General features: G+C 31.5%; 16 protein-coding genes. 15 read left to right on the forward strand and 1 reads right to left on the reverse strand.

The annotated features are described in order from the left end of the window. The first annotated feature begins 80 nt into the window (after window positions 1-80). The 3 genes from IGK82_RS13920 (at window position 81) to IGK82_RS13930 (ending at window position 2,669) form a co-directional block, all read left to right on the forward strand. Complete coding sequence (locus IGK82_RS13920) at window positions 81-878, forward strand: tyrosine-type recombinase/integrase (RefSeq protein WP_025189463.1); 798 nt, start codon at window positions 81-83, stop codon at window positions 876-878. Window positions 879-966: 88 nt separating this feature from the next. Next, window positions 967-1,965: an Abi family protein gene (locus IGK82_RS13925; RefSeq protein ID WP_010785321.1), complete on the forward strand. Its 999-nt coding sequence runs from the start codon at window positions 967-969 to the stop codon at window positions 1,963-1,965. Window positions 1,966-2,219: 254 nt separating this feature from the next. Then, window positions 2,220-2,669, forward strand: coding sequence for a restriction endonuclease subunit S (locus IGK82_RS13930; RefSeq protein ID WP_010785322.1), 450 nt, complete (start codon window positions 2,220-2,222; stop codon window positions 2,667-2,669). Here the strand turns inward: IGK82_RS13930 and IGK82_RS13935 are convergent. Beyond that, window positions 2,575-3,852, reverse strand: coding sequence for a restriction endonuclease subunit S (locus tag IGK82_RS13935; protein WP_430605224.1), 1,278 nt, complete (start codon window positions 3,850-3,852; stop codon window positions 2,575-2,577). The two genes, IGK82_RS13930 and IGK82_RS13935, sit on opposite strands and share 95 nt — an antisense overlap. Window positions 3,853-4,036: 184 nt before the next feature. On the opposite strand from IGK82_RS13935, the gene IGK82_RS13940 reads away from it, so the two are divergent. The 12 genes from IGK82_RS13940 (at window position 4,037) to IGK82_RS13995 (ending at window position 16,463) form a co-directional block, all read left to right on the forward strand. Continuing rightward, complete coding sequence (locus IGK82_RS13940) at window positions 4,037-5,773, forward strand: helicase-related protein (RefSeq protein ID WP_430605225.1); 1,737 nt, start codon at window positions 4,037-4,039, stop codon at window positions 5,771-5,773. Between the two features lie 179 nt (window positions 5,774-5,952). Beyond that, window positions 5,953-6,216, forward strand: a complete 264-nt coding sequence (locus IGK82_RS13945) for a hypothetical protein (RefSeq protein WP_104837054.1) — start codon at window positions 5,953-5,955, stop codon at window positions 6,214-6,216. Between the two features lie 97 nt (window positions 6,217-6,313). Beyond that, the gene (locus IGK82_RS13950; RefSeq protein WP_430605227.1) at window positions 6,314-6,568 is read left to right on the forward strand and encodes a hypothetical protein; all 255 of its coding nucleotides are present in this window, start codon (window positions 6,314-6,316) and stop codon (window positions 6,566-6,568) included. A gap of 373 nt (window positions 6,569-6,941) precedes the next feature. After that, the gene (locus IGK82_RS13955; protein ID WP_311921851.1) at window positions 6,942-7,046 is read left to right on the forward strand and encodes a putative holin-like toxin; all 105 of its coding nucleotides are present in this window, start codon (window positions 6,942-6,944) and stop codon (window positions 7,044-7,046) included. Between the two features lie 333 nt (window positions 7,047-7,379). Continuing rightward, window positions 7,380-7,922 (forward strand): super-infection exclusion protein B, encoded by a 543-nt coding sequence (locus IGK82_RS13960; protein ID WP_311921852.1) that lies wholly within the window; start codon window positions 7,380-7,382, stop codon window positions 7,920-7,922. 174 nt (window positions 7,923-8,096) lie between these two features. After that, window positions 8,097-8,357, forward strand: coding sequence for a hypothetical protein (locus IGK82_RS13965; RefSeq protein WP_041161716.1), 261 nt, complete (start codon window positions 8,097-8,099; stop codon window positions 8,355-8,357). Window positions 8,358-8,480: 123 nt separating this feature from the next. Then, window positions 8,481-9,101, forward strand: a complete 621-nt coding sequence (locus IGK82_RS13970) for a recombinase family protein (RefSeq protein ID WP_430605228.1) — start codon at window positions 8,481-8,483, stop codon at window positions 9,099-9,101. 16 nt (window positions 9,102-9,117) lie between these two features. Continuing rightward, window positions 9,118-9,402: a hypothetical protein gene (locus IGK82_RS13975; protein ID WP_137274425.1), complete on the forward strand. Its 285-nt coding sequence runs from the start codon at window positions 9,118-9,120 to the stop codon at window positions 9,400-9,402. Window position 9,403: 1 nt separating this feature from the next. After that, window positions 9,404-9,610 carry a hypothetical protein gene (locus IGK82_RS13980; RefSeq protein ID WP_137274424.1) on the forward strand — a complete coding sequence of 69 codons (207 nt, stop codon included), beginning with the start codon at window positions 9,404-9,406 and terminating at the stop codon, window positions 9,608-9,610. Between the two features lie 132 nt (window positions 9,611-9,742). Then, the gene (locus IGK82_RS13985) at window positions 9,743-10,342 is read left to right on the forward strand and encodes a tyrosine-type recombinase/integrase (protein ID WP_137274423.1); all 600 of its coding nucleotides are present in this window, start codon (window positions 9,743-9,745) and stop codon (window positions 10,340-10,342) included. A gap of 1,177 nt (window positions 10,343-11,519) precedes the next feature. Beyond that, window positions 11,520-12,188 carry a hypothetical protein gene (locus IGK82_RS13990; protein WP_430605229.1) on the forward strand — a complete coding sequence of 223 codons (669 nt, stop codon included), beginning with the start codon at window positions 11,520-11,522 and terminating at the stop codon, window positions 12,186-12,188. A gap of 42 nt (window positions 12,189-12,230) precedes the next feature. Continuing rightward, window positions 12,231-16,463, forward strand: coding sequence for an InlB B-repeat-containing protein (locus IGK82_RS13995; RefSeq protein WP_430605231.1), 4,233 nt, complete (start codon window positions 12,231-12,233; stop codon window positions 16,461-16,463). Window positions 16,464-16,473 lie beyond the last annotated feature (10 nt).

Raw genomic sequence — 16,473 nt, forward strand, 5'->3', positions numbered from 1 at the left:
CATAGTCGAAATCAAGTAAAATAAAGAATTGTGCGGTGGAATTTCGAATTCATTTTGAAGGAGAAAAACTCATGGAACAAATTGATGAATTTGAGTTGCACATGAAAAAACTTGGTTTATCTAAAAACACAATTCACTCTTACCTTTTTGCAGTTCGGTACTTTGATGAACATTACGACTTGAGTCTCGAATCGTTATTGGAATACAAAGGCTACCTAATGGAAAAGTTTAAACCCAAGACAGTGAATCTTCGCATTCAAGCCTTAAATAGTTACTTGAAATTTGTTGGAGAATCCGACCTCTGCTTGAAGGCACTAAAAATTCAGCAGAAGAATTTCTTGGAAGATGTTATCAGTTACGCTGATTATCTGTTTCTGAAGCGAAAACTAAAGCAGGACGGAAATCTAAAATGGCATTTCCTTGTTTGGTATCTCGGTGCAACAGGTGCACGTGTCAGTGAAATTATCAAAATCAAAGTTGAACACGTTCATTTAGGATATTTTGACATCTATTCAAAAGGTGGCAAAATTCGAAGGATATATATCCCGAAAAAGTTAAAGACTGAATCCCTCAAATGGCTGGAGGAAGAAAATAGAACTACAGGGTATCTGTTTCTAAATCGTTTTAATGAGCAGATTACAGCACGAGGCATTTCTCAGCAATTGAAATTTTATGCCGATAAGTACGGACTGGATAAATCAGTAGTATACCCTCATTCTTTTCGCCACATGTACGCGAAGCGTTTCTTGGAGAAATTCAATGATATTTCCTTACTTGCGGATCTGTTGGGTCATGAATCAATCGAAACGACAAGGATTTATTTGAGACGAACCTCAAGCGAGCAACAATCAATTGTTGATAAAATTGTCACTTGGTAAATTATGACTTCATGCGATTTACTATATTACAAGCAGCTATGAGTGTGTTAAAATAACGTTAATACTGAACTTGAACGGAGAATGATACTTGGAAAAAGGAAAATCGATTGATGCTCTGATGAGGCATATTCGAGATGACCACAATACTTCAATTAATGGAGGCGGGAACAAAAAATCGCTGATGAATATGGGTTACTACCATGGATACAAGCGATATCGTTTTGTAAAATCTACCTCTAATATCCAAAGTTTCGATGATTTTTCACAGATTAAAGCGATTCATGCATTTGATTTTGAACTTAAGCGTATTTTCTATCCAATGATTACGCTGGTTGAAACTGGGATGAAAAATAGAACCATTGATGCCGTGGTCACTCGTCAAAATCCAGATATAGAGTCCATCTATAAGACAAAACTAACTGATTATCTGGATTATAATAGGAATAGCTCTGATAAGAAGGAACTTAAGAAATTTAAAGATGGTCTCAAGGGGCGATTAGATTTCAGATCTGTAATGGACCAAACTATTGGGTATAATTACGGTAAAAATGATGCACTAAGCCACTTTGTACACAACAGTAAACCGATACCTTTATGGGTTTTCTTTGAAATAATTACCTTTGGCCAGTTTGGTCACTTTGTAAGCCGGCTAAGCAAAGATTGGCGACTAAAAGTGTCAAAAGCGAATGGGCTACAAAGTGCTTCATTTAATCAGAATGGACGCATGTTGCAGAATATCATTTTCACATTGACGGATTTGAGAAATGCAACAATGCACAATTCTGCCGTTTTTGATGCCAACTTTAACCATGATGGCATTGCGAAAGGGCTGAAGAATTTCTTGATCACGGAGACAGGGATTGAAGATATAACTTTTGATAAGATTATCGACTATTTGATTTTATTGGTATTCATCTTGAAAAAGCATGGATACTCTAAAACTGAAATCAAATCCTATGTTCGGCAATTTGAAATTGCAAAGGAAAAACTGTTTGAGAGTGTTCCTCGCTCAACTTATGGCTTGCTGCTTGGAATGGATTCTAACAAAAAGGTTAACGGCATCTATTCTTTCATAGCGGAGTCTTGAAGTCTTTGAGTAAAAGTGTTAAGATAATAATACCTAATTGGGGTGTATTACTTCGGTATGCACCTAAGGGAATCGGATGTTTCTGATTCCCTTTTTTCGTGCAAACTTGAATAATCCGCAACCTCTGCTGGTATGCGGATTATTCAAGTTTCGCCTATTATAAGAAGTTACCGAAAGGATGGTCGATAACAAACCTTCAGCGACTCACTACTCCGATAACACTTAATGACGGAGATTGGATTGTATCAAAAGATATGACTGTAGCTCCAGAAATCAAATTAATCCAGCTAGGTAGTATAGGTTTCGGGAAATATATTGATAAGGGATTTAAGTACATTACAGAAGAAACCTTCAATCAGCTAAACTGTACTGAAATCCATTCAGGATACTTGATGGTAAATCGATTAATCGCTGAACAAATGTACGTAACCACGCTTCCTCGCATTGAAGGTAAGAAGATAACCACTGTTGATGTTTGTTGGATTGCACCAACAAAATACTTCAGCCTCCGCTTCATGATGTTTCAAATGATGGGACAACGTTTTCAAAAACAGGCTATTCAATTAGGGACTGGCTCAACACGTTTGCGCATCAGTAAAGGTAACTTAATCAAAATTCCGATTGTTTTGCCCCCAATTGAGGAACAGGAACGAATCGTCCCCCAGATTGAAAAATATCTTCAATTGATTGATAAATCCTTTTAAGCTCGCTAACTATTCTACGTTGTTCTTCCACTGGTGGAACTATAATCGGTATTGATTGTAGGGAGGTTTGTGTTAGCTTAAGTCGCGTCGTTCCGTTCACGTAACCTGTGTAATCAAAATAATTCAGATAGTTCAATAAAAAGTCTTCTTCGATCAAAGCTCTGAGTATGTGGGCATGGTTATTGACCCAATATTTTCCAGATACCTTATATGCTTTTATGGCATATTTATCTAAGAATGGAGCACCATCTTCCCCCACAAGAATGGTCGTTTCGTCTAATAGATAATCATCTATTTTTCCTGTCTCACCGGTTGCTCCGTAATACGGATAAAGGTGTGAATTTGATGCTTTTTCAATTCTCCGTGCTCTTTCAGTAGAATTAATTGCTTTCCTCTTGGAGTCTAGATTCAATGTGACCTGAGAAAGTGATTGGAAAATCCATGAATCAGGAAACTTCTCATAATAGGCGTTATCATCACCTTTTACAATCTCAGTTTCAACTAAATCCTTCTTCTTGAGTTTACCTTCCTCAAATAATTTTAGCTTTTCCGCTCTAATTTTCTCTAATAAAACTGATGCGGGTTCGTCATTCGGATCTTGTGGCACAAGTTTTCCTTGCATTGCAACATCAAGAACCTTTTGTTTGAGTTGAACCGTTATATTATTAAGTTCCAACTGATTGTTATCAATTTCATCAATAAGTTTAAGATATGACTTAATCGACTGAACGATTTTGAGTTGCTCATGATAAGGTGGCAGAGCGATTAAAAATGGTTTTAATCCAGGAACTGTTAGTTGAGGGATACTCGTCCCCTCACCAGTAGGGATTAGATGGCTCAACATGTACTTCAAAAAGCTTACATCGACCGTTTTTTCTAAAGGTGTAACTGAAATCAAACGTACGATTGGGACAAATGGGTGATTCCGAATTGCAGTGAACCCGATAGTACCTCGAGCAGATACAGTAACACTTGGCTCAAATACTTTCGCTTCTTTTGCCCATCCATATAGACCATTATCCTTAATACCATTGGAATAAATTGGAATTTGAAAATCGTTCGTTTTTTCAGATGAAACCTCTTTAGGTTTATCGCCACCAGCAGTAATATTTTTTGTTGCTGATGCAATTCTCGCCCATTCCCAACCAACTGGCAGTTCGTAAGGAATTTCAATCTCTTTCACAGTCCCATCCGTGAACTTCTCATAATGTAAATTATCAAATGTTGCAGGTGTGAATTCTTCAAACAGTTTAAGAGCTAGCGATCAAGAAATGAAATGCCGCTATTTGCTAGAAAAACATAATAACAGAGGGGTAGTATTTGCAACAGGAACTCCTGTATCAAATTCGATGTCGGAGTTGTATACGATGCAAAAATATTTACAACCAGATGTGTTAAAACAATATGGGGTGTATCATTTCGATGCGTGGGCGTCTACATTTGGTGAGATTATTTCTTCTTTGGAAATTACTCCTGAAGGCACAGGTTATCAGATAAAAAATCGATTTGCGAAGTTTCATAATTTACCAGAACTTATGCAAATGTATAATTTGATTGCTGATATTCAAACTAAAGATATGCTAAATTTACCTGTACCAAAAATGAAAACAGGAAAGGCACAAGTAATTGTGACAGAGCTGACAACATATCAAAAAGAAAAAGTCGCTCAATTAGCGGAACGTGCAGAACGTATTCGTGCAAAAGAAGTAACGTCCGACGTTGATAACATGTTAAAAATTACGAATGAAGGAAAGCTTATGGCGCTTGATCCACGCTTAATGGACGATTATGATTCTAAATGTTATCCAGTTGAAGAATTGAAAGAAATCAAAGTTGCTGCATGTGCTAATAAGGTATTTGAAATCTGGGAAAATTCTAAAGAAAGAAAATCTACTCAAATGATTTTTTCAGATTCAGGAACACCTAATCCGCAACGGTTTAATATCTACGATGAATTAAAATTACAACTGATTGAAAAAGGGATTCCAGCAGAAGAAATTGCCTTTATTCATGATGCTAAAAACGAAAAACAACGGGAAGAAATATTTGATGCTATGCGTGAAGGTGAAATTCGTGTCTTATTAGGAAGTACTAGTAAACTTGGTACAGGAACAAACGTGCAGAGAAAATTAATAGCCTGTCACCATGTCGACTGTCCATGGCGTCCTTCTGATATCGAACAACGTGATGGTCGAATTATCCGTCAAGGTAACGAAAATGAAGAGGTTGAGATTTATCGGTACGTCACAAAAGGCTCTCTGGATAGTTTCTTATGGCAAATTCAGGAGCAGAAATTAACGTTTATCAACCAAGTTATGACAGGAAAAGCCGTAACACGTAGCTGTGATGAATTGTCAGATACTGTTTTGGAAGCGGGAGATATGAAGGCCATTGCTTCAGGAAATCCAAAGATTGCTGAAAAAATGAAATTAGATAATGAAATCGCTCGTTTGAAAATGATGCAACGAACATTCATTAATGAAAAAGAAGGCTTAAAATGGCAAGTTAAACATGAATTACCTGCGAGAGTCAATTCTTTAAAAGAGACGGTAGCTAAACTAGAAGAGGACAAACAGTTAGTAGAATTACCTGCAAACCAAGAATTTTCAATAACCATCGATAATCAAACGTTTACTGAACGTGCAAAAGCAGCAGAAAAATTGGATGAACTTTGTACTTTGTATAAAAACACGGAGAACTTTACTGAGATTGGTGAGTATCATGGGTTTACAGTAGAAGTAAGAAAAAATTTCCACGAATATGGAAATGTAGATATCCGTATGGTTGGACAATCCAATTATATTGTGAGTAATGCTCTTGGAAATGGATTAGGTGGTATCAGAAAAATGGAAAATGAGTTACAAAGAATACCAAGCTACTATGCAGACACCGTGAATAAACTAGAAATCGTAGAAGATCAATTTTCTAAAGCGAAAGAGCGACAACAAGGAGGATTTCCTCAAGAAAAAGAACTGGAGGAAAAACTAGCGTTGCAAGCTCAATTAAATCAAGAAATTCAAACGACTTTAGAAAGTGAAAAAGCAACTACAGCATGTAATGATTTTATGTGGTATGTTAATGCAATTTTTACCGTTGTTGATTAAATTAGTTATTTTCTTTTTGTTATTTATCTATTTGTTTACTACTTGGGATGAGTATAAATATCAATGTTCAGTAAGAAGGACTGTAAGAGAAAATAGGTTACAAAATGTTCAAAAATAATTAATGATTCGAGCAGATTATCAAATAATGAAGGCGTTTGGAACAAGAGGAAGGGAAAAGAATGGAAAAACAAAAACTAATCAAAGAAAAACAAAAAATGGCTGAAGCGTTTATAAAAATTGTGCCATCATTTTTATATGCAGTTTTTGGTTTAATCATTTCATTGACATTGCAGTTACTTTATCATTGGAAGTTTCTTTGGCTAGTAATCATTGTATGTGGGTTCTATGTATTATTTGTTACTTTTCTATTTGTAGTAGCTGTAGTAGTTGTTAAAAGAAAAGAACGGAAACTTGAGATAAAAGAAGATGAATTGTATTTTTGAAATAATTAATTAAAAGTATTTCAGGAGATTGTGCAAAAAAGGGAAACAAATTAGTCAAAGAGAAAAAAGATTAGTATAAGGAAAGAGTGAGAGTAACATGTTTATTTACGGCCGTGAGTGTGGCAATACGTTTGGTTGTACGTATTTTTTGCAAATTCGGAACGTAGAATTAACAGTAACGTTGATATGGAAGGGGGATTTTTTTGAATACAATGAAAAAGAAGTGAAAGAAATAATTGATCATATACCAGGACTAACAGATACATTGAAGGTAGCAATCTATCAATATATTGAAAAAACAAATCAATTATTTTTTCTTTCCTACAAAGAAAAAGTAATTATGAGAGATTGAATTTTGGAAAAACATAGTATAAAATAATAAGAGATTTTCATTAAGAAGGTCATTATATTTCTCAATTTTGACGATGCTCTCTATTTGATAGAGAGCTTTTTTATTGTGAGGCATTCTCTAGTTAGAGATAGTCGGAGCACAACACCGACTTTAAAAAGAAATGCTTTTTTTATGAAGGACATACCAAGTTATATAACTGAAAAATGGTTCAATAAAGAAGAATAAGAATATTCTTGAAAGCTTATCTTAGCTAGGTTTTCTATGCTTATTATGCTATAATGAAAAAGTAGAAAAGTTATGACGGTGGCTATCTTTGAGAGGTGGTGGTGCTTATGAATGTAAGTGCTAAAATCTTTAGAAAGGAAATGCCTTTTTGTCTGCATATGAAACAATCCAGACAATTTTTGCTTTTGGTACTTTTACCATTGCATTGATTGGATTGGTTGTAGCAGTGCTAAAAAACGACAAAAAAAAATAACCGTCAACTTTGGCGAGTTCGGTTATTTTTTATAATTAACTAAACAAAGTCACCGTCTTAAACGGTTCTACAATCAGAGAGTTGTGTTAACGCACGACTCTCTTTTCATGTATATTATAGCATATCTTATAAAAAAATACTATAATAAAGAATTGTTTGAAGGATTGGATTATTTAATTTTGGTAGGAACAGTGTATTTTTTAAGCAGTTAAAATAATGAAAAATTATGTTTTTTTTATTTATTTTTAGCGATTATTGTTTCTTCTTTTATGCTATTATTCTAGTGTAAAGACATATATGTAATTAAAATCCAGAATAATAAGTAAAGAAGAGGTGCTAAATTTGAAAGTTATTGATAAGATAATTGATTTTTTGAATAATCCCTTAAATAAGGGAATATTTTGGTGTTTAGGAATTGTTTCTTTTATTGTTTTAGGATTGAATGTTGTTTTACCAAAGGAGCAATTACAATTGCTCTATATTGATAGTTTTTTGAATAAATATGGTTGGACTCTTCCAATTATTTTCTTAGTCTCTGTGGTATTTCTAATTGTAGGTTTTTTTAGTAAGAAAGTGCAAGAAAATCAAGAAAAAATTTTTCAAGCAGCTTTAAGAAAAGAACAAAATAAGCTGCTTGAAGATGAACTGGCATTAGTTTATCTAGCAAAGCTCTATCAATCACATCCTAATCCAGTCCAATTGCCTATAACTAATCAAAAGGTAAAACTACTGGAACAGTATCACCTGATTGTTAGAGTTATGGATCAGATGCCTATATATGGTTTTGAGGAGCTATCTAATCCTCAGTTTCCGTATGTATTACAGCCGTATGCAGAAGAAAAACTGAAAGAAAAATACAACTATTATGATAATTAAGTAACTTGATAATAGTTAACATGGTTAGAATTGAATTATTAATTCAAAAAAATATAATGCTTTCTCAGAAATAAGTAACAGGAAGTTAAAAAAGAGACAACAAGGTATACCCTGTTGTTTCTAAATATTCAATATACAACAACTTAGGGTGAAAAAAAGTAGGAGGGTTAATGATTGGAGTTTAAAGAAGAGATAAATCTAATTTTTGGTTGGAAACTTAAAGCTGTTAATGATTCTAATATCATTGTATCTTCAAATGAATCAGGTTATGTTGCATTAACTTATGGTAGTCATCAATTTGGTGATATTCAAACTCTGTTAATTAAGCTTGATAATGATTCTGTTAAATTGAAAAGTTTTCCTCCGGTATTTAATTCTTTTGATGTTGATATAGTTAATAAGTTAATATCTGTGGAAGTTTTCTTCAATAGTTAGATTCAGATTAAGTTAATAAATTTTTAGATATAGTTATCTCAATTGAAGAGGTCAAAAACTTAAAAGTTTTTGACCTCTTTGGTTTTTCGTGCTATACTTGGAATCGTCAGGTGTCAAAAACTTATGTTCAGAAAAGGTGAAGAAATTTTGTCTATTTATGGTTATTCAAGAGTTAGTACTAGTAATCAAGATTACAAAACCCAGATTCAAAAACTAGAAAAAGCTGGAGCAGAAAAAATCTTCAGTGAAAAATATACTGGAACAAAAAAAGAAGGAAGGAAAGAATTAGAAGAACTACTTTCTATTGTAAAAACTGGCGATAAAGTTTTAGTGACGAAAATTGATCGGTTGGCTAGAAGTATTGTTGATTTAAATTCGATTATCTCTTCTTTAAACAATTCAGGAGTGACTATCACCTTCTTAGATAATTCCCTAACCTTTGAGCCAAATAAAAGTGATTCTATGCAAACGTTAATGATGAACATGTTGGGGAGCTTTGCGCAATTTGAAAGAGATTTAATCGTGACGCGAACTCAAGAGGGAAAACAGTGGCACAGAGCAAATAATAAAAACTATCGAGAAGGACGTCCGAAAAGAGTTCTGAATGATAAATATAAACATGCACTAGAGTTAATGGAAACAAACAGCATGCGAGAAGTGGAAAGGAAAACAGGCATTTCTTTGTCTACTCTTAAACGAATTAAAAAACAAGCTAAAGAAGAACAATTACTTAGTGAAAAATAGATAAGGAGAAGTTATTATGGAAAATAGAGAGAAAATTATTCAGTTGTTGGAAAATCCTTTGGTTTCAGGGTATGGAATAGAAAAAATGTCAAATGGTCGACTCTATTCAGCAAATTTTCAAAGATATAAAAAGCGTGTAGCAAAAGAAAAAAAGCCAATGGTTATTTTTGATACAATGTCAGTAAAAGTGGAAAAACTATTATTAGAGTTGGCCGAAGAAGTATTGCGAGTTCAGCCTAAAACAAAACAAGAATATAGAGAAATGGTTGCAAGATATAGTTTTAGAAACGGAGAGAATTAAGATGGTTGTTCGAAAAAAATATGATCATTGGGGAATAGAAATTACTACGTGGAATAAGACAAATGTAGTTGCTTATGTTGATTGTGATTGTGGCCAATTGGCTAGAAGAGAGCTGGGAAAATATAATCATTTTAAGTGTAGTAGCTGTAAAAAAGAATATAAATTAAGCAATGGTTCTTATATAGAAATAGGTGCAGGAAAAAATTAAAAACACTTTTAAAAACCATCATGAATTAGATTAAAGTAGATAATTCATGATGGTTTTTATTGGAAATAAAAAGAAGAGGTACATTTGAATTCTTTTTATGATAAATATAAAAACATGAAAGAAGTGTGAACAGTGAATACAGTAGTTCCTCTAAAAGATAAACGGTCAATAAATAAAATGAAAAAAAGTTTGTGTAAAGGGAGATATGGTGAGCGAAATGTGCTTATATTTTCTATGGGAATTAATACAGCCTATCGTATTTCGGATTTGAGAAATCTAAAATTATCAGATGTAGCAATGATAGAAGAAAATAAAATAGTGATTAAGAATAGATTGTCTTTAAAAGAACAAAAAACAGGGAAGTACAATTCTGTTATATTATCAGACCAATTACGAGAAGAACTTGAGATTTATATCAATAAAAATTTTACAGGATATGTAAATAATGATGAGTTAGAGCACTATCTTTTTCCTAGTGGAAAAGGGAAAGATAGACCAATGAATCGTCAAACATTATGGGCCATTTTAAACCGTGCAGCAAGTGAAAATGGAATCTCAAATATAGGTAGTCACTCTATGAGAAAGACATTTGGTTATTTTTTATATAAAAACAAAGTACCTATAGAAATTATTCAGGATTTATTAAACCATTCTTCCCAAAGAGATACATTAAGGTATATAGGGATTACACAAGAAGATAAAGATATAGCTGTTATGAGTTTAAACTTATAAAAGTACAAAACAGAAGAATAAAAATCATATTTACAATTTTTATTCTTCTGCTTTGTGGTTCTATGAATGTATATCACATTTTTTTGTTTTTTATGAATAATAGAGTCTTAAAAAAATAGTAACAGTTTACAGGACTTTGAACTAAACAAATGAAATGTTATGAATAAAAATAAAAATAAAACATATTTTTTACTTCATGTTTGAAAAAAAACCAGTGAAAAAAGGGAGCCAAATTGAGAAAACCAGTATAATAATGCTTACTTTTTGAAGCGTTGTTAATTTTTTTCGCTCGTTTTTAAAACTAAAGAGTAATAAGATGCTACTGAAAAAGCTTATAAAACTTGAAAAAATGTATATGAAATCGGACATTTATTACCTTCAAAATAGTGTTAAATTTTATTTTGAATGAAAAAAACAAAAGAGTGAATTAGTTCTCGAATGACTAATTCACTATGAAAGAAATGATTACAGCCAAAATGACCAATGTGTTCAACCTAAAAAAAATTATAAAAGGGTTTTCAACAAAAATCAATAGTTTTTTGTTGAAGAGAATGGATCTTATTTTTGAAAAAATAAAGTATAACATGTTTAAAGCTTTTTATTCAGTCAAACAGAAAAAGAAACGTAAAATTTTATTTTCACTTTTCATAGTTAAATGTTGTGATATTTTTAATAAAGTATACTATATCACTGAGTATACTTGAAAAGGATAATAGAAAATATGGTTGTTTGTCACTATATGGAGGTTGTTTATAACAACAGATGTAAAATTTAAATCAAAGTCAATAGAATAAATGTGTATTTATTTTTTTAGTGATTGCAAATAAGTCAAAGGACTATAAATTGATATTGTTGTATAAGCTATTTATTAGGTAAAAAACAATGAAAGAGACACAAGAATTTTTTGTCTCTTTTTTTTATTGTTCATAGTTTTCAATTAGAAGCGAAACTTCTCTCTTTTGTAAGGTATATTTCTCTCTATATATATAATTACTAAAAAATAATATTTTTTTCAATAGAATTAAATAAAAAACTGAAAAAAATCTCTTTTTATAAATCAAACTCTTACATATCAAGTGAAAATAACAATAAAATAACAACTTTTTTAGTTCATAAAAAAGACAAAAAATTCTTGTGTCTTTTTTTATAGGAAAACTTTAATCAGGAGGAGATATGTTTGAAGAAATTTTATCAGTTAGCAGTAGGAATTAGTTTGCTAAGCGTGCTAGTAGGGTGCGGAACCAAAGAAATAAAACAAGCACAATCAACGCAAGAAACTATCAAAACAAGTTCAACTAAAATTAGTGAAAGTTTAAGTACGAATAAAACGTCTACATCTATTGAAGAAAAACAAAGTAATGGTGCAATTTCTAAAGATTTATCTAAAAATTGGTATGATAATCAAATACAAATAGATAACCAAGTATTGACTATGCCTATAGAATTAAAAGATTTGAATAAGTTAGGTTTTGAATTGAAATATTCAGATCCTTACGTATTAAACCCAAAAGATTCAGTTGCAGGAACACATTTAACAAATAAAAAAGGTAATACTATTTCTGGGACGTATTCAAATTTAACTGATAAAACAATTGATATTAAAGAGTCAAGTATGACATCTATTAATATAACGGATACTACAAATAAAGATTTAACAGTTTTCTTTCCGGGTGGTTTAACATGGGGGACTACTATCGAGAAGGTAAAGGAGATGTATGGAGAGCCCAAAGATGAATACACTGGAGATAGTGGTTTTGCAATTTTAACGTACCAAGAGGATACAGATCATTATGCAAAATTAACATTCTCAAATGGAAAACTAAAAGGGTATGAATTATATATCTAATCTTCAGATAGAGAATTGATTTATAAAGAAGGGGATGATTTTATGAAAAAAAGTATTGTTTTAAGTACAATAGTATTATTTTCTAGCCAGATACTTTTGCCAACTGTAGCTATAGCAGAAACTAATCAGCAAAATACGACTGATAGTAATAATCAAAATCAAGTAATGATACCTACCGATTCTTCTCAAGTAGAAGATGAAAATACTGTTTCAAGTGAAAAAGATAATAATATTTCAGAGGAAAGTTCTAAACATAATTCAGTAGTAACTCCTAGTGAAAATAATAAAACAGATCATTCTATATCTCTTGAAGAAAATACAAGTATTTCTAATGATACAACAGATAAAATTGTGAAAAATGAAGATGAAGACAGTAAAGTCGACAATTCTTTTAGTAATAATGAAGAGTTAAAATCTACTCAGGGAATTTCTCTGGGGAAAATACAAGTAGTAGATCAATATCAGACATATATTGATCCAATAACTGGTGTTAAACCAGGAGAGTTAACAGTTTCTGTACCTGTAACTGTAAGTGAAGAAGGTATATCTGATGCTTATATAGTCATTCCTTATGGTGGTTGTATTCCATCAATAGATAATCCTGTTTTTTCGAATTTTTCTATGAATAGTTCTATTTTTGAATACGTACAGAATACTGATATACCTTCTAATTCTATAGTATCTTCATATGAAAATGATGTTGTTAACAAAAGAATTATTGTAAGGCTTAAAGAAACTGTGACTTCTGTTGAAACAATTAATCTGAAATTTAAATTTAATGATGAATACATGGGGAAAATTCCTGTTAATCAAATAATCTGGAGTAATTTGTATGCTGAAATATATATACTAAATAACAAAATAGATCAAACAGATTCAGTCAATATTACATCATCAACAAGAGATGGTATGGGGCTAGCTTATAATTATATGAATCCTTCTGATCAGTATTATTCTGATGGAAGGATTTCAACTAGATTAAAATATGTTAATGATTTTAATCAATATTCAAAACTGGATGTATCTAAAGATAATCAAATGTATATAGAATTACCTACTGGATCAATAATAAATAATCAAGCTACGAAAAATTATTTTGATTTTAGTTCAGGACAAACTAATATTGAAGATAATAGTATTCCTGTGGGGTATACGAGGTATTATAGAAAATTAACAGACGATTCTAGTAGTTTTACTAACTGGCATTCTGGTGGAAATCCAAATAAAAATTCTATACTGTATGATTTTCAGTTTACTCCACCATCAACTATTAAAACAGGAGAGTATTTTTATGTAAATTTTGGTATGAAATATTTTAAATATAATTCTGAAAAAAAGGTGATTAGTAGTCAAGTTAAATATCAAAAAATTGATACTCCTGAATGGCAAATTAGTGGAACGGGAGGAGATCATAGTACAGGAACTTCTACAAATGCTACTGTTGTAATTAATGAACCAAATAGTGTTAGTAATGAAAATATTGCATTTGGGTGGAAAACATACGAACATGTGTGGACTACAAAAAATACAGGCAAGAAGCCTATTAAAGGAATGAAATTTGAAATTTTACAACAAAGTGATAGTTCAGCATTAGCCAATTTTAATTCTATAACCATTTATGGAACCAAAGCGAATAAAGATGTTGCTGATACTTACTATAAAACAGTTTTTGAAATTAAAAATACAGAAGGTAATACTAGGGAAGTTACTTCAAATCTATATAAAGGGACACATAATGTACCTATCCCTGATTTAATTTCTGGTGAATATATTAATAAAATTACTGTAATTCCAATGGGAGAAACAGGTACTTCTGAAGGTGTTTTTCTTCCATCTAATGGTTTTGCAATAGGATATACATGTAAAAATTGGACAAGTGGTAAATGGCCAAATGGAAGTACAATTGAACGAGAGAAAGTTTATGAAATAGATTTTGCTGCTAAAATGTATTATGAGGACGAAAGTAATCCACAGAATGTAATAGCAATTGAGAAAGATCAACCTATGGGAAAAGTATTTTATACTGCAGCGGCAACGCAAGCAAAAGCCCAGATTGTTAGTAGTAATTCTTTTGGAAAATCCCCAGGAGATACGGTTAACTATACTATTCAGGGATATAATGGTAGTTCAGCAACAGGTGTATTGAAAAATCCTAAAATAGCAATAGCGATTCCTAAAGTTTTAGAATTGAAAAATCCTAATGAATTAAAAACTTTTGAAGATAAAGTCAATAATAAAATATATAAAGAAAATGTAGTTGTAAAATTAATAAACACAGATGATGAATATAATTATTACAGTATAGAAAGCTCCGTGACAGTAGATAAGAATGGAGAAAAAGTTGCCTTCGAAATTCCGTTGGAATTTACTGTGAAAAATGGAGCTATGGAAGGTAATTATAAGATACCAGCAGTTGCTATTACTGGAAAAGATTTTTTACAGATAGATTCATATACTAATAATCTTTCATCAGAATTAGCAGAACTTTTAGGTTTGTCGAATGATGTTCCACACTCATATACAGCAACAGTTGAAAAAAACACGTCACTAACTATTGTTAGAAGTTCTAGATTATTTGGCAGAACGTTTGTACGGGAAAATAATTCAGCAAATTGGAGCAATACTTCGATTTTAAGTGTAAATCAAGAAGAAAAACCACAAATGAAAGTAGCTGTTTCCAATGAAGGAAATACAACTTTTAATAAAGCTAAAATATACAATGTACTGCCTTATGATGGAGATAAAAGAGGGTCTACAGGAAATATAGAATTTAAAGAAATATTACAGTCGAATACTAGTGCTAAAGTATACTATACAAATAAACCAGTTGATGAGTTGCCCGAATACGGAACAGATATTAATGCTTGGACAAGCGAAAAACTTGAAAGTTTAGGTTTTACTCTTGAAAAACCAAAAAATTTAAGTACTGTAACAGCAATATTTATAGATTTTGAAGAATCTCAAATATTGCCAAATTCTATATTTGAATCAATTTTAGAATTTTTTGTTCCAAAAGCAGAAAATCAGAAAGCTGTAAATCAATTTCAATACTCTGCACAAGAAGTAGGAACAGGTACTTTATTAAATGGTGTAAGTGAAAAAGTCGTATTCTCTACAGAAATAGCTAGTGTTTATTATGATAGTAATTTACCAAGTGTGTTAGTTCCAGGTATCTCGGATGCTACAAATATACCAGAAACTCAAAATATATTATTAAAACCGGATGGCTCTGGTGAAATTACTATACCTTCTATAATTCCAATATTACCAGGATATAATTTCGTTTCTTGGGAAGATGAAGAAGGAAATAGGTATAGTCCTAATGATAAGATACAATTCACTAAAAATAGTTCTAAAAAGAAAATTAACTTAAAAGCAATTTGGCAAGCTAAAAAAGTTAATGTGATATATAACGATAATTTTGGGGATACCCCAAGAGAAGTAACAAAAGAGTATAGGTTTGGAGATACAGTTCAATTATCTGATGTGACTATACCAATAAGAGAAGGATATACTTTTAAAGGTTGGAGTGAATCTAAAGTAGCTACTGTACCAGATTTCCTTGAAAATAGTAAAATTGATTTTGTGGATACAAAAGTAGTTTATGCTGTATGGGAAGCTAATGATTATACGATTAAGTTTGATGCAAATGGTGGAAAGGGAACAATGCCAGACCAAGTTATGAAATATGATCAAGCAGAAAATCTTACACAAAATGCATATATAAAAGAAGGATATATATTTAAAGGTTGGTCCACAGAGCCAAATGGTAATGTTAAGTATAAAGATAAAGAAGTGGTAAAAAATTTAGTTAGTAATGCAAATGGAGAAATCAGATTGTATGCAGTATGGCTTGAAGGCTTACAATTATCAGTTCCAGATTCGATAGGATTTGGCTCAAAAAAACTATCTAAAGAAGATAAGATTTATGGTGTGGAAGAAGTTTTAGGTAAAGAATTAACGGTTACTGATAATAGAGGTTCGAATAATACTTGGAAACTAGGAGTAAAATTATTACAACCTTTAACGAATGTTGATAACGGAAAACAATTACTTAACTCTTTGGTATACAAAAATAAGACTGGTGAACAACTATTAACTGATTCAGATACTCAAATAGTAGAAACTGAAAATACAACTGAAGATAATTTCACATGGAATATTTCTAAAACTTGGACAGAAAATTCAGGGTTGTTATTAAAAGTAGACTCTGGTAAAGCAAGTTTAGGTGAATATACAACAACGATTGAATGGACATTAAATGACACACCATAGAAAGGAATAG

Source organism: Enterococcus sp. AZ197 (assembly GCF_050556405.1).
GTDB lineage: Bacteria > Bacillota > Bacilli > Lactobacillales > Enterococcaceae > Enterococcus > Enterococcus faecalis.